The organism is Psychroserpens burtonensis DSM 12212, from assembly GCF_000425305.1.
Lineage (GTDB): Bacteria > Bacteroidota > Bacteroidia > Flavobacteriales > Flavobacteriaceae > Psychroserpens > Psychroserpens burtonensis.
In genome coordinates, this window is record NZ_KE384347.1 from 173,146 (window position 1) to 194,990 (window position 21,845).

19 protein-coding genes and 1 pseudogene are annotated in these 21,845 nt (G+C 33.3%); 15 read left to right on the forward strand and 5 right to left on the reverse strand.

Annotated elements, in window-relative coordinates:
* The first annotated feature begins 176 nt into the window (after positions 1-176).
* From uvrA to H593_RS0117400, 11 genes and pseudogenes are all read left to right on the forward strand, one after another.
* Positions 177-3,008, forward strand: a complete 2,832-nt coding sequence (gene uvrA, locus H593_RS0117355; RefSeq protein WP_028873585.1) for an excinuclease ABC subunit UvrA — start codon at positions 177-179, stop codon at positions 3,006-3,008.
* 41 nt (positions 3,009-3,049) lie between these two features.
* Positions 3,050-3,736 (forward strand): LOG family protein, encoded by a 687-nt coding sequence (locus H593_RS0117360; RefSeq protein ID WP_028873586.1) that lies wholly within the window; start codon positions 3,050-3,052, stop codon positions 3,734-3,736.
* A 201-nt stretch (positions 3,737-3,937) separates the two neighbouring features.
* Entirely contained in the window at positions 3,938-5,200 is a 1,263-nt protein-coding gene (locus tag H593_RS0117370; protein WP_028873587.1) for an endonuclease/exonuclease/phosphatase family protein, read from the forward strand.
* Entirely contained in the window at positions 5,197-8,034 is a 2,838-nt protein-coding gene (locus H593_RS0117375) for a gluzincin family metallopeptidase (protein ID WP_028873588.1), read from the forward strand. The genes H593_RS0117370 and H593_RS0117375 overlap by 4 nt, the downstream gene beginning before the upstream one ends.
* Before the next feature lie 152 nt (positions 8,035-8,186).
* Complete coding sequence (locus tag H593_RS0117380; RefSeq protein WP_028873589.1) at positions 8,187-10,598, forward strand: alpha-ketoacid dehydrogenase subunit alpha/beta; 2,412 nt, start codon at positions 8,187-8,189, stop codon at positions 10,596-10,598.
* Positions 10,599-10,739: 141 nt separating this feature from the next.
* Positions 10,740-10,913: a hypothetical protein gene (locus H593_RS20910; RefSeq protein WP_157588933.1), complete on the forward strand. Its 174-nt coding sequence runs from the start codon at positions 10,740-10,742 to the stop codon at positions 10,911-10,913.
* 62 nt (positions 10,914-10,975) lie between these two features.
* Positions 10,976-11,083, forward strand: coding sequence for a hypothetical protein (locus H593_RS21630; protein ID WP_390620511.1), 108 nt, complete (start codon positions 10,976-10,978; stop codon positions 11,081-11,083).
* A 134-nt stretch (positions 11,084-11,217) separates the two neighbouring features.
* Positions 11,218-11,292, forward strand: a pseudogene (locus H593_RS21635) (hypothetical protein); the annotation flags it as partial.
* Positions 11,293-11,354: 62 nt separating this feature from the next.
* On the forward strand, positions 11,355-11,558 hold the full coding sequence (locus H593_RS21455; protein ID WP_147231067.1) for a hypothetical protein: 204 nt from the start codon (positions 11,355-11,357) through the stop codon (positions 11,556-11,558).
* Between the two features lie 208 nt (positions 11,559-11,766).
* Positions 11,767-13,371 carry a class I SAM-dependent methyltransferase gene (locus H593_RS0117395; protein WP_028873591.1) on the forward strand — a complete coding sequence of 535 codons (1,605 nt, stop codon included), beginning with the start codon at positions 11,767-11,769 and terminating at the stop codon, positions 13,369-13,371.
* A 12-nt stretch (positions 13,372-13,383) separates the two neighbouring features.
* Complete coding sequence (locus H593_RS0117400) at positions 13,384-13,761, forward strand: DoxX family protein (protein ID WP_037052877.1); 378 nt, start codon at positions 13,384-13,386, stop codon at positions 13,759-13,761.
* A gap of 90 nt (positions 13,762-13,851) precedes the next feature.
* Here the strand turns inward: H593_RS0117400 and H593_RS21555 are convergent, their stop codons facing one another.
* Both H593_RS21555 and H593_RS19665 read right to left on the reverse strand, forming a co-directional pair.
* Entirely contained in the window at positions 13,852-14,073 is a 222-nt protein-coding gene (locus tag H593_RS21555; protein WP_342663096.1) for an alpha/beta fold hydrolase, read from the reverse strand.
* A complete protein-coding gene (locus H593_RS19665) occupies positions 14,074-14,682 on the reverse strand; it encodes an alpha/beta fold hydrolase (RefSeq protein WP_342663097.1) in 609 nt (202 codons plus the stop codon). It lies immediately after the preceding gene.
* A 103-nt stretch (positions 14,683-14,785) separates the two neighbouring features.
* Between H593_RS19665 and H593_RS0117410 the strand changes: the two genes are divergently transcribed.
* Together H593_RS0117410 and H593_RS0117415 are read left to right on the forward strand one after the other, a co-directional pair.
* Positions 14,786-15,256, forward strand: a complete 471-nt coding sequence (locus tag H593_RS0117410; protein WP_028873593.1) for a hypothetical protein — start codon at positions 14,786-14,788, stop codon at positions 15,254-15,256.
* A 115-nt stretch (positions 15,257-15,371) separates the two neighbouring features.
* Positions 15,372-16,265: a hypothetical protein gene (locus H593_RS0117415; RefSeq protein ID WP_028873594.1), complete on the forward strand. Its 894-nt coding sequence runs from the start codon at positions 15,372-15,374 to the stop codon at positions 16,263-16,265.
* A 956-nt stretch (positions 16,266-17,221) separates the two neighbouring features.
* On the opposite strand, the gene H593_RS20295 is transcribed toward H593_RS0117415, so the two are convergent.
* Both H593_RS20295 and H593_RS0117425 read right to left on the reverse strand, forming a co-directional pair.
* On the reverse strand, positions 17,222-18,019 hold the full coding sequence (locus H593_RS20295) for a collagen-like protein (RefSeq protein ID WP_051229811.1): 798 nt from the start codon (positions 18,017-18,019) through the stop codon (positions 17,222-17,224).
* Positions 18,020-18,023: 4 nt separating this feature from the next.
* Positions 18,024-18,728: a T9SS type A sorting domain-containing protein gene (locus H593_RS0117425; protein ID WP_028873595.1), complete on the reverse strand. Its 705-nt coding sequence runs from the start codon at positions 18,726-18,728 to the stop codon at positions 18,024-18,026.
* Between the two features lie 862 nt (positions 18,729-19,590).
* Between H593_RS0117425 and H593_RS0117430 the strand changes: the two genes are divergently transcribed.
* Complete coding sequence (locus H593_RS0117430) at positions 19,591-19,779, forward strand: hypothetical protein (protein ID WP_028873596.1); 189 nt, start codon at positions 19,591-19,593, stop codon at positions 19,777-19,779.
* Positions 19,780-20,276: 497 nt separating this feature from the next.
* Here the strand turns inward: H593_RS0117430 and holA are convergent, their stop codons facing one another.
* Positions 20,277-21,284: a DNA polymerase III subunit delta gene (gene holA, locus H593_RS0117435; protein ID WP_028873597.1), complete on the reverse strand. Its 1,008-nt coding sequence runs from the start codon at positions 21,282-21,284 to the stop codon at positions 20,277-20,279.
* 104 nt (positions 21,285-21,388) lie between these two features.
* On the opposite strand from holA, the gene H593_RS0117440 reads away from it, so the two are divergent.
* Entirely contained in the window at positions 21,389-21,844 is a 456-nt protein-coding gene (locus tag H593_RS0117440; RefSeq protein ID WP_037052878.1) for a type I restriction enzyme HsdR N-terminal domain-containing protein, read from the forward strand.
* Position 21,845 lies beyond the last annotated feature (1 nt).

Sequence of the window (21,845 nt, forward strand, 5' to 3'; positions counted from 1 at the left end):
ACCTATGCATACATTTATAAAATGCGCTGATAATTCAGCGCATTTTATATTTAAGATAACTTAGTGAATTATAACCTGGATAAACTATTACTCACACACTGAACCTGTACGTTAAATTAGCAACTAAATCTGTACCTTTGCACTTTCGATATTAAAACACACATTCCAATACATTTATGACCAAATTTGACGATGCAATTGAAGTGCTAGGTGCCAGAGTTCACAACCTGAAAAATATTGATGTTACTATTCCTAGAGAAAAACTTGTAGTGATTACAGGTTTATCTGGTAGTGGAAAATCATCACTAGCATTTGATACAATTTATGCGGAAGGTCAACGTCGTTATATTGAAACATTTTCAGCGTATGCTAGACAGTTTCTTGGGGGTTTAGAACGTCCTGATGTTGATAAAATAGACGGATTATCTCCCGTCATCGCTATTGAACAAAAAACAACGAGTAAATCTCCAAGATCTACGGTTGGAACTATTACCGAAATTTATGATTTCTTGAGGTTACTTTACGCTCGCGCTAGTGATGCTTACAGTTATAATACTGGTGAGAAAATGGTGAGCTATAATGACAATCAAATTCAAGAATTAATTAAAGAAAGCTACAAAGGAAAGAAAATAAATATCCTCTCTCCTGTCGTGCGTTCTCGTAAAGGTCATTATCGCGAATTATTTGAACAAATCGCTAAGCAAGGCTTCGTAAAAGTAAGAGCAGATGGAGAAATAAAAGATTTAGTTAAAGGCATGAAACTGGATCGTTACAAAATGCATGATATTGAAATTGTCATCGATAGGTTAAAAATTGACGATACAGATGATAATGATAAACGTTTATCTGAAACTATAAATACAGCAATGTATCATGGTGATGACGTCCTTATAATTATAGATCATGACACGAACGAAGCACGTTATTTTAGTCGGAATTTAATGTGTCCATCCTCTGGTATTTCTTATCCAAATCCAGAACCGAATAACTTTTCGTTTAACTCACCAAAAGGCGCTTGTCAAACTTGTAACGGTATTGGAACTTTGTATCAAGTAAATGATAATAAAATTGTACCTGATGATGCATTATCTATCAAATCTGGTGCTTTGGCTCCCCATGGACCACAAAAAAATAGTTGGATTTTCAAACAGTTTGAAACAATAGCACAACGCTTTGATTTTAGTTTGAGTGATCCTTATAAGAGTATTCCTACGGAAGCTAAACAAATGATATTGTATGGTGGGAACGACAAGTTTTCCGTAGAAAATAAAACTTTAGGCGTTACGAGAGATTACAATATCGATTTCGAAGGTGTTGCTAATTTTATTGAAAGTCAATATAAAAATGCAGAAACAACGTCACTAAAACGCTGGGCAAAAGAGTATATGGACAAGATTGAATGTCCCACTTGTGAAGGATCCCGTTTGAGAAAAGAATCATTATATTTTAAAGTTAATGGTTTAAACATTGCTGAATTAGCAAATAAAGATATCATTGATCTTGCCAATTGGTTTGAAAATTTAAATAGCCATTTAAGTAAAACACAATTACAAATTGGTGAAGAAGTCATCAAAGAAATTAGAGTGAGGATTAAATTTTTATTGGACGTTGGTTTAGATTACTTGTCCTTAAATCGAGGTTCAAAATCCCTATCTGGCGGAGAAGCGCAACGTATTAGGTTAGCAACACAAATTGGCTCTCAGTTAGTTGGTGTACTCTATATTTTAGATGAACCGAGTATTGGATTACACCAACGCGATAATGAAAAATTAATCAATTCATTAGTGTCATTGAGAGATATTGGTAACTCTGTTATTGTCGTAGAACACGATAAAGATATGATACAACGCGCCGATTATGTCATTGATATTGGTCCGAGAGCAGGGAAATATGGTGGAGAAATTATCAGTATTGGTACTCCTGCAGAACTACTTACTCATGATACCTTGACTGCTGATTATCTTACTGGGAAGAGACAAATTCCTATTCCAGAGACAAGACGAAAAGGCAATGGCAAAAAGATTACACTTAAAGGGTGTACTGGTAATAACTTAAAAAATGTTTCTATTGAACTTCCTTTAGGTCAAATGATAGGTGTCACGGGAGTTTCAGGTAGTGGAAAGTCAACACTCATCAACGAAACATTATACCCAATAATGAATGCCCATTATTTTAATGGTGTCAAAAAACCGATGCCATATAAAAGTATTAAAGGGCTAGAGCACTGTGATAAAGTGATCGATATTAACCAATCTCCAATTGGACGAACACCACGAAGTAATCCTGCAACTTACACCAAAACGTTTGATGAGATCAGAAGTCTCTTTGCTAAAATCCCTGAAGCACTTATTAGAGGTTATAAACCCGGTCGTTTCAGTTTTAATGTCAAAGGTGGTCGTTGTGAAACCTGCCAAGGTGGTGGTTTGAGAGTTATTGAAATGAATTTTCTTCCAGATGTTTATGTAGAATGCGAAACCTGTCAAGGGAAACGTTTTAATAGAGAGACTTTAGAAATTCGGTATAAAGGGAAATCAATAAGTGATGTTTTAGATATGACCATGGACGAGGCTGTAGATTTCTTTGAACACATTCCTAAAGTTCATAGAAAATTAAAAACCATTGTAGATGTTGGATTGGGATATATTACTCTTGGCCAACAAAGCACGACACTATCTGGTGGTGAAGCACAACGTATCAAACTAGCAACAGAATTAAGCAAACGAGATACAGGTAACACCTTCTATATTCTAGACGAACCCACTACTGGCTTGCATTTTGAAGACATTAGAGTATTGATGCTTGTACTCGATTCGCTAGTCGATAAAGGAAATACAGTTTTAATTATCGAGCACAATCTTGATGTTGTAAAACTATGTGATTATATTATTGATATTGGTTACGAAGGTGGTCAAGGTGGTGGTGAAGTTGTTGCTAAAGGTACTCCAGAACAGATCATAAAAGATAAAAAGAGTTACACTGCTAAATTTCTTAAAAAAGAATTACCTTAGCCGGTTATCAAAAAAATACACGATTATAAATAGTAAAGTATATGAGGAAAGAACAAAACCATAAAGGTTGGAATGAGATTAAAACAAACGATTCTTGGGCAATTTTCAAAATCATGGGTGAGTTTGTTAATGGTTATGAAAAACTAAGCAAAATTGGGCCTTGTGTTTCTATTTTTGGATCTGCGAGAACTAAGCCAGATCATAAATATTATAAGTTAGCAGAAGAAATGGCTACTAAAATTGTAGACCATGGCTATGGCGTCATTACAGGTGGTGGACCAGGAATTATGGAAGCTGGAAATAAAGGTGCACATATTGCTGGCGGAACGTCTGTAGGGTTAAATATAGATTTGCCATTTGAGCAGCATAACAACCCCTATATTGATAATGATAAGAGTTTAGATTTTGATTATTTCTTCGTACGTAAAGTTATGTTTGTAAAATACTCACAAGGATTTGTAGTCATGCCCGGAGGGTTTGGAACTTTAGATGAACTTTTTGAAGCGATTACGCTGATACAAACTAACAAAATTGAAAAATTCCCTATCATCCTTTTAGGTATAGATTTTTGGGGAGGATTAATGGAGTGGATTAAAACTACTTTACTAGATGCTGGCAATATTAGTGCTAAAGACTTAGATCTAATTCATTTAGTAGATTCTACAGATGAGGTTATCGATATACTAGACGTATTCTATAAAAAGTATGACCTTAGACCAAATTTCTAAACTACATATTTAGGACTTTTTTAAACTTTTTGAATTTTGGCTACAAAATTGATTTTATGCACTTTTTTTGGTTTTTTTTTCTTTTTTTTGGCTTCCATAACGAAACTATAAAAAAGACCCAACTAATCATAAAACCTCTTATTTAAGCCAAAATTCACAAAGTTTAAACCAATTCACAAACAAAATTTCACGGTTACCCCTATGATTAAGAAATTATTTTTATTTGTTTTTGCCTGTTCTATTTCTATCCCTTATCTATTTGGGCAAACAGATTTTAAGCTCATGTTTTACAATGTGCTTAATTTCCCATCGGTAGATGCTATTCCTAATAGATTAGAATCTTTAGAGTTAATTTTAGATGACTACAGGCCAGATATTTTTATGGTCTGTGAACTCAATAATGAAGAGGGAGCAACTACTATTCTAAATTCTTTACAAGCTATTAATCCAAATTATGAGCGTGCTGCATTTGAGCTCAACACATCAGATGATACTATTGGTAATCAAAATGATCTTCAACAATTGATTTATTTTGATAGCACTAAGTTCGTTTTAGAGAGTCAAGCCACTGTAACGTCCATTTATAGAGATTTTAATCATTATCAGTTAAAAATAAATTCTATAGAGCAAGCTACAACTCCTATTATTATTGATTTAATTGTGTGTCACCTTAAAGCTTCTAGCGGAAGTTCTAACCAAGCCTCGAGGTTAGAAATGGTTGAAGACCTAGTTATTTATTTGGATGATTTTCCAGCAGATAGCAATGTCGTCCTCGCAGGAGATTTTAATGTATATACAGACTCTGAGCCTGCATTTCAAAGACTTATAGATACTGATAATACAATTATTTTTATTGATCCAGCAGATCGTATTGGAAGCTGGCATAACAATACAAACTATGTCGCTGTTATGACGCAATCCACGAGAACACAAACTGGACTTGGAGGAGCTTCAGGTGGTTTTGATGACCGCTTTGATTTTATAATGACTTCAGAAAACATGTCTACCAACCCAGAGTTGTCATTCATCGCTGGAAGTTATGATGTCTTCGGAAATAATGAAAATACAGACTGTTACAACCAATCTATAAATTCTACGGACTGTGCTGGTCCAGAATTTTCATTTACTGTTCGAAATGCACTATACAACTTTAGTGATCACTTACCCGTTACATTAGAATTACAAACTAATCAATCGTTGAGTATTACAGAAATTAATGCACTACAAATGCTCACAATTTCAGGATCAAATGTTATTGATAATGTGTTAAAAATCAGAGCACATGAAAGTTTACAAAACAATCTAGAACTTCTTATTTTTAATAGTTTGGGTCAGGTATTAAAAACTGTTGACGTAGATAATACGTTAATATCTTTAGATGCATCACAAATGAGCAATGGCATCTATTACATTACAAGTTCAAAATTTCAGTTTAAACCCTTAAAATTTGTAGTAACCCATTGAGACTAAATTCTGTTTTATATATTACTTTCCTCTTTTGGAGCTTCGTGGCTATTGGTCAAGATAAAATTGACCTTGTTGCATCAATTGACGTTGCGACCAAAACAATAAAAATAAATGAGCGTATCGTATATCAAAACCAAAGCAATGATACCTTATCTGCTATTTATCTCAATGATTGGAATAATTCTTACTCTACAAAAAAAACTCCATTAGCAAAACGATTTACAGAAGAATTTAATGACAAGTTTCATTTTGCAAAAAGCGAACAACGTGGTTACACTGTCATTACTAAAATTAAAGATAAATTAGGCGCCTCATTAACCTATGCGAACTTAAAAGAATTTCCTGATGTTGTTAAAGTAGAACTTCAAACCCCTTTATTACCAAATCAATCTTACGATATTACTTTATCTTATGATGTGGTGTTACCTGATGATAATTTTACCGGTTATGGGATCAGTCCAGAAAATGATTTCAATTTAAAGTATTGGTACATCACTCCTACCGTTTATAACGGAGAATGGCAATATTATAGCAATAAAAATTTAGATGACTTGTATATCTCAAAAGCAGATATGACGATTCAAATTGAATTCCCTCTCAATTACCAAGTTATAAGTGAACTTAATACAATAGATATTAAACAATATAAAGATAAGCAAACATTTTTTTTATACGGAAAAGATCGCATTAACACCCATTTGATAATATCGCGATTATCAGAATTTAAATTTGTTCAAACCGATGATTTTATCATTTACTCAGACTTATCTAGCAAAGGAATACCTACTGAAGAAAAAGCAATAATTACAGATAAAATCACACGTTTTATCACAGAAAACCTTGGAGAATATCCTCACGAACGTCTTTTAATTACTAACAATGATTACAAAAAAGATCCTTTATATGGACTAAATCAGTTACCAGATTTTATTCGTCCATTTTCAGATAATTTTCAGTACGAGTTAAAACTTTTAAAAACAGTACTCAACAATTATTTAGAAAACACATTATTAATTAACCCTCGAAAAGATTATTGGTTAAGGGACGGGATTCAAATCTATTTCTTAATGAAATATGTTGAAACCTATTATCCAGACACCAAACTATTAGGGACTTTAGCTGATTTTTGGGGAATTCGTTCTTTTCATGCTGCAGATTTAGCCTATAATGACCATTTTATGCTGTTTTTTATGCAAATGGTAAGAACTAATCTCGACCAACCATTAACAACATCGAAAGATTCATTATTAAAATTTAATGCCAATATCGCTGGAAAATATAAGGCAGGAATCGGCTTAAGATATTTAGATGACTTTGTAAACGCTAACGTAGTTGAACAAGTAATCTCAGATTATTTAAAAAACTACAAACTACAAATTACGAGTTCAACAGATTTTCAAGACCTTATAAAATCAAAAACATCAAAAGACATCAATTGGTTTTTTACAGATTATATAGATTCAAGAAAAAAGATAGATTTTAAAATTAATAAGGTTCATAAATTTGATGACTCTATACAATTTACAATAAGAAACAAGCGAGATAACAGTATGCCTATTTCATTATTTACACTAAGTAAAGACTCTGTTGTTTCTAAATCTTGGTTTGAAAATATTGGGAAAGAAAGACGCGTAACTATTCCTAGAGACAGTATCGATAAACTGGCTCTAAACTATTATAATACTATTCCAGAGTTTAATTTAAGAGATAATTATAAGTCAATGAAAGGTTTTTTGTTTAATAATAAACCTTTCCAGTTTAGACTTTTCAAAGATGTTGAAGATCCTTATTATAATCAAATATTCCTCATGCCTCTAGTGGAATTTAATAATATTTATGACGGACTAACATTAGGTGCTAAATTTTATAATAAGACTGTTTTAAGAAAGCGTTTAAATTATAAATTTTCGCCGCAATATGCTACTAAATCAAAGTCATTAACAGGGGGCGGTTCCGTTTTTTACTCACATCTTATTGAAGATATGGATCTCTACAATGTGTCCTACGGCATGGGTGCTAAATATAACTCCTTTGCTGAAGATTCGTTTGTAAGTATCTTTACGCCTAGTATTTCCCTATCTTTTAGAGACAATGATGACTTTAGATCTGATAAGTCAAGGTTTTTAAATTTACGCTATCTTAATATCTCTAGAGAAGTTGGACAAAATGCAATCATAGAAGATTTACTAGAACCAGATTATAGTGTATTAAATTTAAGATATGTAAACTCCAACCCAGGTTTAGTGAACTTTTATAAGTGGTATTATGATGTTCAATTTGCTGAGAAATTTGGAAAGATTGCTTTAAATTATGAGTACAGAAAACTATCTGAAAGCAATAGACAGTTTAACCTGCGTTTATTCGCAGGAATGTTCTTGTACAATAACACAGACCTAAATTCAGATTATTTTAGCTTTGCCTTAGATAGACCTACAGATTATTTATTTGATTACAACTATTTAGGTCGCTCTGAAGCTTCAGGTGTTTTTAGTCAGCAAATTATTATTGCCGAAGGAGGTTTTAAATCTAGATTAGAAACACCTTTTGCTAATCAATGGATGACCACAGCGAATGCAAGTACTACAATTTGGAAATATATCGAAGCCTATGGCGATATTGGACTCGTAAAAAGCAAAGGGTTCAATCCTGTATTTGTATATGACTCTGGTATAAAACTAGATCTTGTTACCGATTATTTCGAATTGTACTTTCCCATATACTCAAATCTAGGTTGGGAAATCGGTCAGCCTGGTTACGATCAAAGAATTAGAATTAAATTCACATTAGATCCTCAAGCGTTATTAGGACTTTTCCGAAGAAAATGGTATTAATAAATTCTTAATAAAAAGGACAAATATTAACTGATTTTAACAATTATTATTGAATTTAGTGTTTTTTTTATCATATTCTCAGTATTATAACAATATTCAACATTGTTACATTAGCAAATTTTAGCTAGATTTGCATTAAATAATAGACACCTATGACAACGATGACCAAAGCCACTTCTGATATGACTTTTCAAGATTTCAAAGATGAAATATTGGATGATTTCAAAACTGCTATGACGAGTAGAGAATGTAGTCTTCTGGGTCGTCGAGAAGTACTTACAGGAAAGGCTAAGTTTGGGATCTTTGGTGATGGTAAAGAAATCCCTCAAATCGCTTGGGCAAAAGTATTCAAAAATGGCGATTTTAGATCGGGATACTATCGTGACCAAACTCTTATGATGTCTATAGGAGAACTCACCATCCAACAGTTTTTCGCTGGGCTATATGGACATACATCTATAGAAGCAGATCCAATGAGTGCTGGACGTCAAATGGGGGGACATTTTGGAACCCATAGCCTCGATGATAAAGGTGACTGGAAAAACCTCACAGAACAAAAAAATTCTAGTGCAGACATCTCTCCTACTGCTGGTCAAATGCCAAGACTTTTAGGATTAGCTCAAGCCTCAAAAATTTACAGAAACGTAGAGGGTATTGATACCACAAAATTTTCTATAAAAGGTAATGAAATTGCTTGGGGAACCATCGGTAACGCAAGCACGAGCGAAGGTTTGTTTTTTGAAACTGTAAATGCGGCTGGCGTACTTCAAGTGCCTATGGTCATCAGTGTTTGGGATGATGAATATGGTATATCTGTTCATGCAAAGCACCAAACTACAAAGGAGAACATTTCAGAAATACTAAAAGGTTTTCAAAGAGATAAGGATAACAAAGGTTATGAGATTTTAAAAGTTAAAGGTTGGGACTATACAGCATTAATCGAAACCTACCAAAAGGCAGAGCGTATTGCTCGCGAAGAACATGTGCCTGTTATGATTCACGTCATTGAGTTGACTCAACCACAAGGTCACTCAACATCTGGTAGTCATGAACGTTATAAAAGTAAAGAACGCTTAGATTGGGAAAAAGAATACGATTGTATTTCTCAAATGAAGATTTGGATGATGGAGAATAACATAGCTACAGAGGAAGAGCTAGACACTATTCATAAAAACATAAAAAAAGACGTACGAAACGGTAAAAAAGCGGCATGGGATGCGTTTCTAAAACCTGTTCTAGAAGAGAAAGTAGAGGCTATTAATTTAATTACTGCTACAGCACAAAAGAGTACTAACCGCGTTTTTATTACAAAAATCATTAATGATTTAAAAGATATTCAAGAGCCAGGAAGAAAAGATGTCCTTTCTGCATGCAGAAAGACACTAAGATACCTCGTTGGTGAAGGTTCTACCGAAAAGACAGCACTTCAAAAATGGATCAAAACTTATTTCAATGAGGTACAGCCTAAATACAGTTCTCACCTGTACAGTGAATCGAAATGGTCTGCTTTACATGCTAAAGAAGTTAAACCAACTTATGACGACATTACAGAATTAGTAGATGCGAGATTAATTATAAGAGACAATTTTGATTCTATATTTGGTAATTATCCTGATGCTTTAATTTTCGGAGAAGACTCGGGAAACATTGGTGATGTAAATCAAGGATTAGAAGGCCTTCAAGAAAAGTATGGAGAACTTCGTGTTGCAGATGTAGGTATTAGAGAAGCTACAATTCTAGGTCAAGGTATCGGTATGGCAATGCGAGGATTAAGACCAATTGCCGAGATTCAATATTTAGATTACATACTCTATGCCTTGCAAATCATGAGTGATGATTTAGCAACACTTCAGTATAGAACAAAAGGAAAGCAAAAAGCACCTTTAATTATTAGAACTCGAGGTCATAGATTAGAAGGTATTTGGCATTCTGGATCCCAATTAGGAGGTATCATAAACTTAATTAGAGGAATTCATGTGCTCGTGCCAAGAAACATGACTAAAGCTGCAGGATTTTACAATACGCTTTTAGACTGTGATGAACCTGCTCTGATCATAGAATGTTTGAACGGTTACCGTTTAAAAGAAAAAATGCCAAATAATATTGGCAAATTTAAAACGCCAGTTGGTGTTATAGAAACAGTTAAAGAAGGAAGTGATATTACTCTAGTTTCTTACGGTTCTACGCTGCGAATAATTGAACAAACAGCTAAAGAATTAATGGAAGTTGGAATTGATGCAGAGGTTATAGATGTACAATCATTATTACCTTTTGATCTTAACCATGATATTGTAAAAAGTGTCTCAAAAACGAACCGTTTGATGGTCATTGACGAAGATGTTCCTGGAGGCGCATCTGCTTATATTTTAAATGAAATATTAAATACTCAAAACGGTTATCAGCATTTAGATAGCCAGCCAAAAACCTTAACTGCAAAACCTCACCGTCCTGCTTATGGAACAGATGGTGATTACTTCTCAAAACCATCTTCTGAAGATATTTTTGAAGCTGTTTACGAAGTGATGCACGAAGCGAGTCCTACTGATTTTCCAAGATTGAGATAAACTTTCTTATTTTAAATAATATAAAAAACCTTCCTAAAATGGAAGGTTTTTCTGTTTTAAACATCTCATAAACTGCCATATGTCATAAATTAGTTATTCTATATTTCTTAATTTTAGTTGTTACATCTCAACTTTAATTATATGATTACAGAAGAGGTTATTAATTCACTTAAGACCAATACAAATCTTTTAAACTATTTAAACTCTCATCAAGATGCTAATCCAAGTTATCAATCGGTTATTGATACATACGATTATGAACAGGAACTGTTACCATTACAAGCCAAACTTGTGAACTTTCAACGTTGGGTGTAAAAAGAGAATAAAAAATAGCCATCATTTTTGAAGGAAGAGATGCGTTTGGTAAAGGCGGTACCATAAAGCGATTTAAAGAACACTTCAATCCAAGAGCCATGCACATTGTTGCTTTAAATAAAGCTACCGAGGTTAAAAAAAACCTATGGTATTTCAATAGATATATTTAGGAACTTCCCTATGCTGGTCAGATCGTTTTCTTTGATAGAAGTTGAAATAACAAAGCAGTTGTAGAGCCAGTAAATAACTTTTGTACCAAAAAGATTATAAATTTTTCATGAGTCAAATAAACGAATTCGAAAAGATGATTCAAGAATCAGGAATACATCTCATTAAACTTTACTTTTCTATTACAAAAACAGAACAAGAAAGACACTTTAAAGACATTCTAAATTCCCCTATTAAGAAATGGAAATACAGTAATATTGACAAAAAGCTTCGGTGCTTTGGGACGAATACACAAAGTATAAAGAGGCTATATTTGAAAACACTCAAGAACATGCACCATGGAAGATTATTAAAGCTAATAGAAAAACGAATGCAAGAATAAACGCTATTGAATACATTCTAAAAAAAGTACCTTATGAAGTAAAAGACAAAGAAACCATTCGTCATAAGTCATTGCGTTCTATTATTAATGAATAATTTTGTAGTAGATACAACTACTATTATCAGTATTGACAATAAAGTTATTGTGGAAAACGAACACTGTATATGTCCTATTTGTTTTCTTATATGACAGTAGCAATCTTAATTTAAAGTATACATATAGTGGCTCAACTTTGAATCATCAATAACAATCTATCCCACTAGTGATAGATTTTTTTATCTTTATAGGAAATCACAATAAACTATGCTTTCAAAACTAGATAAAGAACAACTAAGAGGTACTATTTTTAGACACTTAGATGGTATTGCGACTGCTACTTCAGCCTATGCTTTATACAAGAAAGGCATTTTAGATTACCTTTTAGAAGACAAGACTGTACGTCTCGAAACGTTGACAAAAACATTCAACGCTAATGAAGGTTATCTCAATGTAGCTTTACGTGTACTCTGTTCTCAAGGTTGGTTGATACAAAATCTAGATCATAAAACAAATCAAATTTCTTATACAATTAATGAGGTAAGCGCTAGGGCTTTTAAATTAGTTCCGTTGTACGAGCAATGTGTCAATCTACTCAAGTATTCTGTGCGCTTTCCAGATGAGCGTATTGGCCCAGATGCATTTAGTGCTTTAGAAAAAGTATTTACATCCTATGAACAGAAATTTGGTTTGGATGTTTCCGAAGAAAACACTGTAGAACATCAAATTCTAAAACATATTGAAGGTGTTATTGTTGCACCAATTATTGTGCTTTTAGGAGTTAACGGTTTGTTTCATAAGTATTTTATGGATGCCTCATTTACTGCAGAAGAGTATCACAAAGATCCTGAGAGTTTCAAAAAAATCTTGGATTTCTTTGCTCATTTAGGATGGTTCAAGAAAAAGAAAAACACCTATCAATTCACAGACGAAGGTCTGTTTTTCGCCAAACGGGCTAGTGCTTATGGCGTTACCGTTTCATATTTGCCAACTTTTGTACATTTGGATGATTTAATCTTCGGAAATGCAAAAATCCTGAAAACCGCCTCACCAGAAGACACAGAGAAACACGTACATCGTGAAATGAATGTTTGGGGAAGTGGTGGTGCGCACTCTACCTATTTTAAGGTTATCGATCAAGTCATCATCAAACTATTTAATAAGCCTATCGACGAACAACCCAAAGGTATTTTGGATATGGGTTGTGGTAATGGTGCTTTTATTCAGCATATATTTGATGTGATAGAATATCAAACACTTCGTGGCAAAATGCTTGATGAGCATCCTTTATTGTTGGTTGGAGCAGATTTTAATCAAGCAGCACTAAAGGTCACGAGAGCCAATTTAATCAAAGCAGATATTTGGGCAAAAGTGATTTGGGGAGACATTGGCAGACCAGATATTCTAGCCAAAGATTTAAAAGAAGATTATAATATAGAACTAGGCGATTTACTCAATGTACGTACATTTTTAGATCACAATCGCATTTGGGAAACACCAAAAACCAAAACACAAAGAACTAGTAAATCAACTGGAGCTTACGCAAGTTTAGGCAAACGATTATCAAACAATGTCGTAGAAGACTCTTTATTAGAGCATCTCACAAAATGGAAACCTTATGTAGAACGTTTTGGTTTGTTAATGATAGAATTACATACCGTAAAACCAAATCTCGTCGCTCAAAATGTCGGAAAAACAGCAGCTACAGCTTATGATGCAACACATGGATACAGTGACCAATACATATTAGAAGTGGATGTATTTAATGCACTAGCTAGAGAAGCAGGCTTACATCCAGATGAGCACTATTTTTCTAAATTTCCAAATAACGAGATGGCAACCGTTAGTGTCAACCTATTAAAAGGCAACTAACTTAATTATATTATGAAAAAAAACTTTACAGACTTAGCGCTATTCGTGCTGCGATTGGGATTTGGCGGACTTATGCTAACTCACGGCATTCCTAAAATAGAAAAACTAACAAATGCAGCTGAATTTCCAGACCCTATGGGTATCGGTGGATTACCATCGTTAATTTTATGTCTCATTGGCGAGGTCTTAGCTCCTATTTTAATTATTGTAGGCTTTAAAACAAAATGGGCGGCATTACCAGCTGCAATTACAATGTTTGTCGCTGCTTTTGTGATTCATGCAAAAGATGATTTAGGCACCAAAGAACAGGCCTTATTATACCTTATCGCATTTGCTGTCATATTTTTAGCTGGTGCTGGAAAACTCTCTATTGACGGTATGAAAAAATAGTTTTTCTTCGCAAAGGAGCCTAATATAAATTATCATTTACGAGTAGTGCAAAATAGAAAATGGCTTTTATTTTATATTTTGAAATGTACTTTACTTGTTCAAAAAGTCTATTAGAATTTTATTTAATTCTTCTTTGTGCGTGATGTTTAGACCGTGAGGAGCGCCTTTAATAACTTCTAAAGTATTATCCTTGATTCCTTTTGCTGCTTGCTTCGCAGAAGTTTGAATTGGCACTGTATTATCTGCATCTCCATGAACAATTAATGTTGGAACATTTACATTTTTAAGTTCTGGTCTAAAATCTGTATGCATTCAAGCTTTTGCTGTTTCTATGGTTGCTCTTGGTGACGCATGCAAGGCAATACTAAAATCATAATCCAACTGCGCTTGACTTACCTTATCTTTATTATTATCATAATTATAAAAGCCTTTTGAGAATTCTTTTAAGAAACCAACGCGATCATTTTCTAATGCATCTTTGATTCCGTTTAAATTTTCTGCTGGCACACCGTTTGGATTATCTTCTTTTTTCTTGACCAAAGGAATTATACTACTAATTAAAGCTGCCTTTGCGATATTCTCGTTTCCGAAGTCTGTAAAATACCGAACAACTTCTCCTCCTCCCATTGAAAACCCTACCAGGATTGCATCTTTGAGCTCTAACTGCTTCACTAATTGATTAAGGTCACCCGTAAGTGATGAATAATCATAATTATTCCAAGGTGATGATGAAATCCCAAATCCACGTCTATCATAAGAAATACATCTGAAACCCGCTTCTACGATTTTCCAAACTTGGTGCTCCCAAGACTTTCTACTAAGAGGCCAACCATGAATTAATATGACGGGTTGACCAGTTCCATAATCTTCATAAAAAATACCTACTGTTTCTTCTTGTGTTTTGTTTGTTATAAATGGCATAAAAGTTTAATTTTAAATTCATTTTTAAGATACCTTGATTTACGGGTAAGCATTGACGGATTTAAATAAATGATTAGCTCAAACAAAATACTTTAATACATTCATGAAAGCAGTTTCAGTAGTTACCATAAGAAAAGAACTCAAACACAAATCAAACGAGGAATTAGCAGAGCTCTGTTTGCGTCTCTCCCGTTTTAAAAAAGAAAACAAGGAGCTACTCACCTATTTATTATTTGAGGCAGATAGTGAAGAAGGTTATATAGAAACAGTAAAGGCCGAAATTGATGAGCAGTTTGCAAGTATGAATACCAATAGTTATTTCTATATTAAAAAAAGTGTTCGTAAAATTCTACGGAATACTAAAAAGTACATTCGATATTCTCTCAATAAAGAGACAGAAGTTGAATTACTCCTTTATTTTTGTAAAAAGCTAAAAGCCATGTCACCGCCTATACATCGCAATACAACATTAACCAATTTGTATGATCGCAATATGGAAGATATTACAAAGAAGATACTCAGCCTACATGAAGATTTGCAGTATGACTATAATCAACTATTAAGTGCTCTTTAAAAAATAAATACCTCTTAAATTTCAGGAACTCTATTAAGGTTGGTTTTCTTTTACTAACTTCGTTACAGCCAACGCAATTAACCCTGTATAAACACATCTGGCAAAATATGTCGATATGACTAAAAAAGATAAAATAGTGTCATTCCTGTTTGATAAACTACTCTCGGAGAGCACTCGTGAGAAAACAGAAAAAATCATTCTCAAAGTAGCGATATTTAGTTTTTTTATCCATTTAGCGCTAATCTATTTTATGAAATTTGATGTTATAGATTTACTGTCAAACTCAGACCTTTTAAAGAATCCTATATCGGCTGTATATACCCCTTTTTCTTTTATTCTTATTTATGAGGTTTATCTCTTAATTTACTATCTACCTAAGTCGTTTACCACTTATATAACGAAACAGTATCAGATTATAACACTTATTATTATACGTAAGTTATTTAAAGATTTATCGGCTTTAGAACTTACAGCAGATTGGTTTGAAATAAAAGGAGACCTTCAATTTACTTATGATTTAGTGGCTTCTCTTTTGCTCTTTTATTTAATATTTCTATTTCAAAAACAGGGAAAACGAAAAGCAACACAGGACACAAAAATTAAACCTATTATTGAAAGATTTGTGGAGAGAAAAAAATTAATTGCTGTTATTTTGGTGCCACTGTTTTTCGCTATCGCGTTATATACACTTATCGATTGGTCTACAGGGATTTCTGTGTATTCTAACACATTGCCGTCATTTGAAAGTATTAACAATCTATTCTTTGATCAATTCTTTACGGTACTAATTTTGGTAGATGTTGTCCTGCTTTTAATTTCCTTCTTTTCTACAGATCAGTTTCATAAGATCATTAGAAACTCTGGATTTGTCATTTCAACAATTTTAATTCGAATGTCATTTGGAGTAAGTGGATTAATTAGTACTATATTAATTGTCGTGGCTGTTCTTTTTGGATTAGCAATAATAGTGATCCATAACAAATACGAAAACGACGCTTTAAATAACTAGTATTTTTATTCGTTATTGTTTCTAGGTGTACTCAAAAATCTATGGGTTTTTCTCTGGTTGGTATTTATTTAGTAAATCAATTGCTTAAACACGCAACTAGCCATAAACAACGCACTACTAATAATGACATAAAAACAAAAAAACCAATAGCTCTTTTTTAAGGCGCTATTGGTTTTATATTTATAGAGGATTGCTTACGAGACTATGAATTAAGTTACTCACATTATCCTATTTATTGATAAGGTGTTCATGAAAACGCTTCGCTATCATACTAAAACATTAGTGTCACTATATACCCATCTAAAGCAGTTATTACAATAAACTGTCTATTTATGCCGACGTTACTTGTAGTCGCAGGTGCAGACAAGCGATCTAAACTAGTGTTATAAGGTAGCGTATAATCTACAGCGGATTCTAGACTAAGTCTTTAATGTATAGCATGGCATCTGGTTGTATGGTTATAAAGAAGGCGGAGCCTATATATAAATCTTGAGAAAACTCAAAGCACTAATGCATACAACAACTCTAAATAACGTAGTTCTTTTCATAATTATACTGTTTTAGAAGATTACTACTATGAGGTGAACCTACACGTATAAAGGGTCCAAAATAATACGTACCACTACGTATAAATCACTTTGAGAATGCGCAAATAAATTTAATGAACTAACAAAGATATCGTTATAACTATTTAAAACAACAAACCCTACTCTTGATGTAAAAAGTAAAATAGCAGTAATGGTAATACTGCATAAGAAATAACGCTTAGTTTTAAAGTGTATCTATATTTTTAATAGCTTGCTATTGGCTCAACGCCACTTCTTATAGTCGTAAAATGGTGTTGGTTATATATTGTTACCCAATGTTTTCTAATTTATGTTGTATACGAGAAAATCAACCACTACTCTGAAATATATTTATTTCAGAGTAGTGGTTTAAGACTTTTTATAGGTAAGTTAATTGGGTTGATACCAGTTATTTGACCCATCACTAATAAATATTCCTGAATACACACCTGTTTTCGTGGTCCCAGCTCCATCACTATCATAAATAATATCTGATCCACTTGCTACAATCGTGAAGGTATTGGTAATTGCATATAGATATAATATTTTCCCATCTCCTGCGGCTGATGCAGATGGAAATATAAAGGTAATATCCGTTGTAGCATTAGATATAACAGTTCCGTCTGTTGTTTGAATAGTGTAATCTGTATTTTTCGTAATTACAGGATTTGAAGAACCTACACCCGCTGGTCCTTGTGAACCTGTTGGTCCTTGTGGTCCAACTGCACCATCTATTCCGTTTGCCCCGTCAGCTCCATTTGAACCGTCTAAACCTGTTGGTCCTGTTGCTCCATCTATTCCGTCTATTCCGTTTGCTCCGTCAACTCCATTTGAACCGTCTAAACCTGCTGGTCCTGTTGCTCCATCTATTCCGTTTGCTCCGTCTAATCCATTTACTCCCGTATCTCCTGCTGGGCCTTGGACACCTTCTAAAGTGCTCCACAGGATCCCATCATAAAAATAAAAGCCTATAACGCCGTCGGTTTGATAAACTAATAACCCATTGGCTGGTGAAATGATGGCATCTCGTTGTACTATAGTCATTCTAGGAATTAAGATTCCTTTGCTTGTGGACACAATATCCAATACAGATGACCCATCTGGTGTGTTCGTATTAATCCCTACTCCGTCTTGGGCGTAGCTTATTGCCGTAAGGCATATCAATATAATTGAAAGTAATTTTTTCATGATGTTATAATTTAATGATTTTAAAGGTATAAGTGTTTTGGGTTGTCTTGTCTTCTACTGTTAAAAAATAGGTGGCACCTTCATAAGCACTTAAGTCTATTTCGTGCGTGTTTCCTTTGGCTATTAATTGACCTAATGTGTTATACAGTGTGGTGCGTATAGGGTGATCATATTGTATATATACCTTATCTATGGTAGGATTAGGATATAGTTTTATAGGCATAGCTATATTTGGGGAGTTTATGTCTAAGGTTTCTGAATAGTCTGCTGTAACCTTACTAAAGATTACCGCTGACATAAAATTGTAATTCATCCTATTTGCATTAGTATCTATACTAGCGGCATAAGGTGTCCAATTGGAATTGATGGTGTTATATAATTCTAATTGTAATTCTGTTTCTACAGCACCATTAAGTTCACCATCTTCATATTGAAACACGAGTGTCCCTATATACCCATCTAAAGCAGGTGTTACAATAAACTGTCTATTTATGGCAATATTACCTGTACCCGCAGGTGTAGACAAGCGCTCTAAACTAGTATTAGAAGGTAGTGTGTAATCTGCGGCGGGTTCTAGACCTAAGCCTTTAATGTGCAGTGTGGCGTCTGGTTGTATGGTTATATAGGAAGCAGATCCTATATATAGATCTTGAGAAAAACTCAAAGCGCTAATACATATAACAACGCTGAATAGCGTAATTCTTTTCATAATTTTGGGGTTTTTAAGGCTTGACGCAATTCAATGAGGGAAATGAAGGGAATAAAAGTCCTACCTAGGTTCGGTACGAAAATAGTCACAATAATAATGGTATCAGCTGTAAAGCTAAAAAATTAGCTTTACAGCTGATATATGTAAGAAATTACTGAATCACAATAAATACTTGTAAACAAGAGACGTGCCATAGCGCAGCAAAATTATATAAAGTTTAATATGGGCTTTTTGTATTTAAAAATATTAATTCCGAAGTAAAGAAACACGTCAATCAAGTCCCTCAAAAAAATCATATTCTTCTCTTCTGTCCAATTAGTTATAAACGTTATGTTATAAATATGCTGTTTTATTTTCTGGCCAAATCTAAAATAAGACTGTATAATTCTATACAGTTACCTACTAAACGATAAAGCAATTGACCTTACTGCAAACTATTCAAATTAAAAAATTTGGCCCAATTATAGTATTAGTAAATATAACTTTAGATTTAGTTCGTTGATTTAATTATCATTCATACCATTGGAATAGAAAATATTTCCAAACGAGAACGAGAACTCTCAACTTGTTTTAGAAATAAGCTTAGAAATATACTTGATATTTTAACACCAAAGAATGCCTGAAGCCAAAACTTGTGCCAATAAAAAAGAATTTATGCATGAGAGGTCCTTATGAAAACAACATTATTGTCATAGTTATGTCATTTGCAATATTTAATAGTTTTGAAGAAGAGGATCTTTTAATAAGAATCTTAAAAGAGCATGACTATTGTTAACAAGATATCTCTTGATTTTAAGATAGTATTAATAAAATTTCAGTTTTAAACCTGTACCATGTCAATTAATAATTAAAACAATTATATATGAGTACAACATATTTGATTACCAAGTCAAGAGGAATAACCAAGACAGTAGCTGAATTCTCCAAACAGGACGGTCAGAGCAACAAGGAGTTCCGTGATTTTATTAAAGAACAAGTAGTGGAACATAGAGAAGAGGGAATGGACGTATTCAAGTCTCCAAGACCAGGAGACGATCGAAATAGTAAATAACTTCCTATCCAGAACGGATAAAAGAAGTAAATTACAAAAAATCAAAAGGCTATTTAGAGGATCTAAATAGCCTTTTACCGTAAATAGCCTTGTAGAAACTTCTGCAAAAATTACAGTTAAAATTAATACCGCCAAAACTATTTCTTGAGAAAAAAGTCGTGCTGATTTTTTTACTTCGAAAATTATCGAAGCCTTGCAAAAGTTAGACTCTTATATTACCCCAATAGAAGCGTACTTATAAAGACAAACACATATTTAAAGCGGAAATCTTGTATAACAACGGCTATAGTTCATATCGAATACTACAACCCAAAAAGATTCAAAAGCTTTTTCATAACGGGTAAATCCGTATAAAACCCCACGATTTTAAAGTTAGGTCATTAAAAACACATAACAATTGGATTGATTTATTCCACTGCAATGTTCTGAGAATAAATGGAAACCTAAAGTTGAATATAAAACAAAAAAATATTTGTGGTAATAAAAGATATGGATATCTAAGAAAATATTCTCACCAAAAGTTCTTTAAGCAAATCTCCTTGAGGTACAGCATTAGAATTAACCCCTTTACTTCTCACATCAAATTCACGCAACGTCGAAATAACTTGACTTACTTTTCGCATAGGGAAATTATGAGCAGCGGCCACATATTCATTTACGAAATAAGGATTAATCTTTAACGCCGAAACAACGCTTCTGGGGTTTTTATCATTTAAACCGTGATAATGTAAAAGTTGAGAAAAGAAACCAAACAAAAGCGACACCGTTAAAACTATCGGATTATCCTTTGGGTTGTCTGCAAAATATTTAACAATCTTAAACGCTTTTAACGTATCGCCTGCTCCAATGGCTTTTCGTAATTCAAAATTATTGTAATCTTTACTGATCCCAATATGCTGTTCAACATGCTCTGCAGAAATCTGGGTACCTTCAGGTAATACAATTTTAAGTTTTTCTAGTTCATTATTAATTTTACTTAAGTCTGTTCCTAAAAACTCAACAAGCATTTGAGAAGCTTTTGGAGATATTGTATAATTTTTACCAGACAATACACGACGAATCCAGTCTGAAACTTGATTTTCGTACAATTTCTTACTTTCAAATACGACCACGTCATTCTTCTTGAGTGCTTTGTAAAGCGCCTTACGTTTGTCTATCTTTTTATACTTATAATTCATCACCAAAACCGTTGAAGGTTGTGGATTACTCATATAAGAAGTCAATTGTTCAATCGTTCGAGATAAATCTTGAGCTTCTTTTACAATCACCACTTGACGCTCTGCCATCATAGGATAACGCTTAGCATGGCCCACAATATCCTCTATGGTAACATCTCTGCCATACAACACCATTTGATTAAAACCTTTTTCTTCTTCGGCAAGGATATTTTTTTCAATATAATTTGAAATAGCGTCTATATAATAAGGCTCCTCTCCCATTAAAAAATAAAGGGGCTTGATATTACCTTTCTTTATATCTGCTACGATTTGTTTTATGTCGTCCAATCTTAAAAAATTCCAAATTAAAAATTCCAAATCCCAAAAAACAAGTTGCTTTTTGGTTTTCAGTTGTAGTAGAGTAACTTTGAGGAAAATCTGAATTAATCTTGATGCAAGAATTAAATTTCCCAAAGTTCGAATTCCGTTTCAAAAGTAACGAAAATAAAGTTTCTATTTTTGATGAGATTCGTAAAAAATTTATCGTTTTACAACCTGAAGAATGGGTGCGTCAACACTGCGTTCAGTATTTGATTCAGCATAAAAATTATCCGAAATCATTAATCAATATAGAGAAAGAGCTTAAGGTAAACGGATTATCGAAACGTTATGATATCGTTGTTTTCAATTCTGATGGAAGCATTCATCTTGTCGTAGAATGTAAATCACACAAAATAAAGATTGACCAAACAACCTTTGATCAAATTGCACGTTACAACTTAGCGCTCAATGCCAATTATTTAATGGTTACTAACGGAATTAATCATTATTATTGTATCATGAATTTTAAAGAAGAGCGTTATGAGTTTTTAAAGGATATTCCGTCGCATTCTAATACAGAGTATTAAA

Coding starts and splice junctions, on each gene's coding strand:
- uvrA (WP_028873585.1), top strand. CDS start 177: ATGACCAAATTTGACGATGCAATTGAAGTGCTAGGTGCCAGAGTTCAC.
- H593_RS0117360 (WP_028873586.1), top strand. CDS start 3,050: ATGAGGAAAGAACAAAACCATAAAGGTTGGAATGAGATTAAAACAAAC.
- H593_RS0117370 (WP_028873587.1), top strand. CDS start 3,938: ATGATTAAGAAATTATTTTTATTTGTTTTTGCCTGTTCTATTTCTATC.
- H593_RS0117380 (WP_028873589.1), top strand. CDS start 8,187: ATGACAACGATGACCAAAGCCACTTCTGATATGACTTTTCAAGATTTC.
- H593_RS20910 (WP_157588933.1), top strand. CDS start 10,740: ATGATTACAGAAGAGGTTATTAATTCACTTAAGACCAATACAAATCTT.
- H593_RS0117395 (WP_028873591.1), top strand. CDS start 11,767: ATGCTTTCAAAACTAGATAAAGAACAACTAAGAGGTACTATTTTTAGA.
- H593_RS0117400 (WP_037052877.1), top strand. CDS start 13,384: ATGAAAAAAAACTTTACAGACTTAGCGCTATTCGTGCTGCGATTGGGA.
- H593_RS21555 (WP_342663096.1), bottom strand. CDS start 14,073: ATGCATACAGATTTTAGACCAGAACTTAAAAATGTAAATGTTCCAACA.
- H593_RS19665 (WP_342663097.1), bottom strand. CDS start 14,682: ATGCCATTTATAACAAACAAAACACAAGAAGAAACAGTAGGTATTTTT.
- H593_RS0117410 (WP_028873593.1), top strand. CDS start 14,786: ATGAAAGCAGTTTCAGTAGTTACCATAAGAAAAGAACTCAAACACAAA.
- H593_RS0117415 (WP_028873594.1), top strand. CDS start 15,372: ATGACTAAAAAAGATAAAATAGTGTCATTCCTGTTTGATAAACTACTC.
- H593_RS20295 (WP_051229811.1), bottom strand. CDS start 18,019: ATGAAAAAATTACTTTCAATTATATTGATATGCCTTACGGCAATAAGC.
- H593_RS0117425 (WP_028873595.1), bottom strand. CDS start 18,728: ATGAAAAGAATTACGCTATTCAGCGTTGTTATATGTATTAGCGCTTTG.
- H593_RS0117430 (WP_028873596.1), top strand. CDS start 19,591: ATGAGTACAACATATTTGATTACCAAGTCAAGAGGAATAACCAAGACA.
- H593_RS0117440 (WP_037052878.1), top strand. CDS start 21,389: ATGCAAGAATTAAATTTCCCAAAGTTCGAATTCCGTTTCAAAAGTAAC.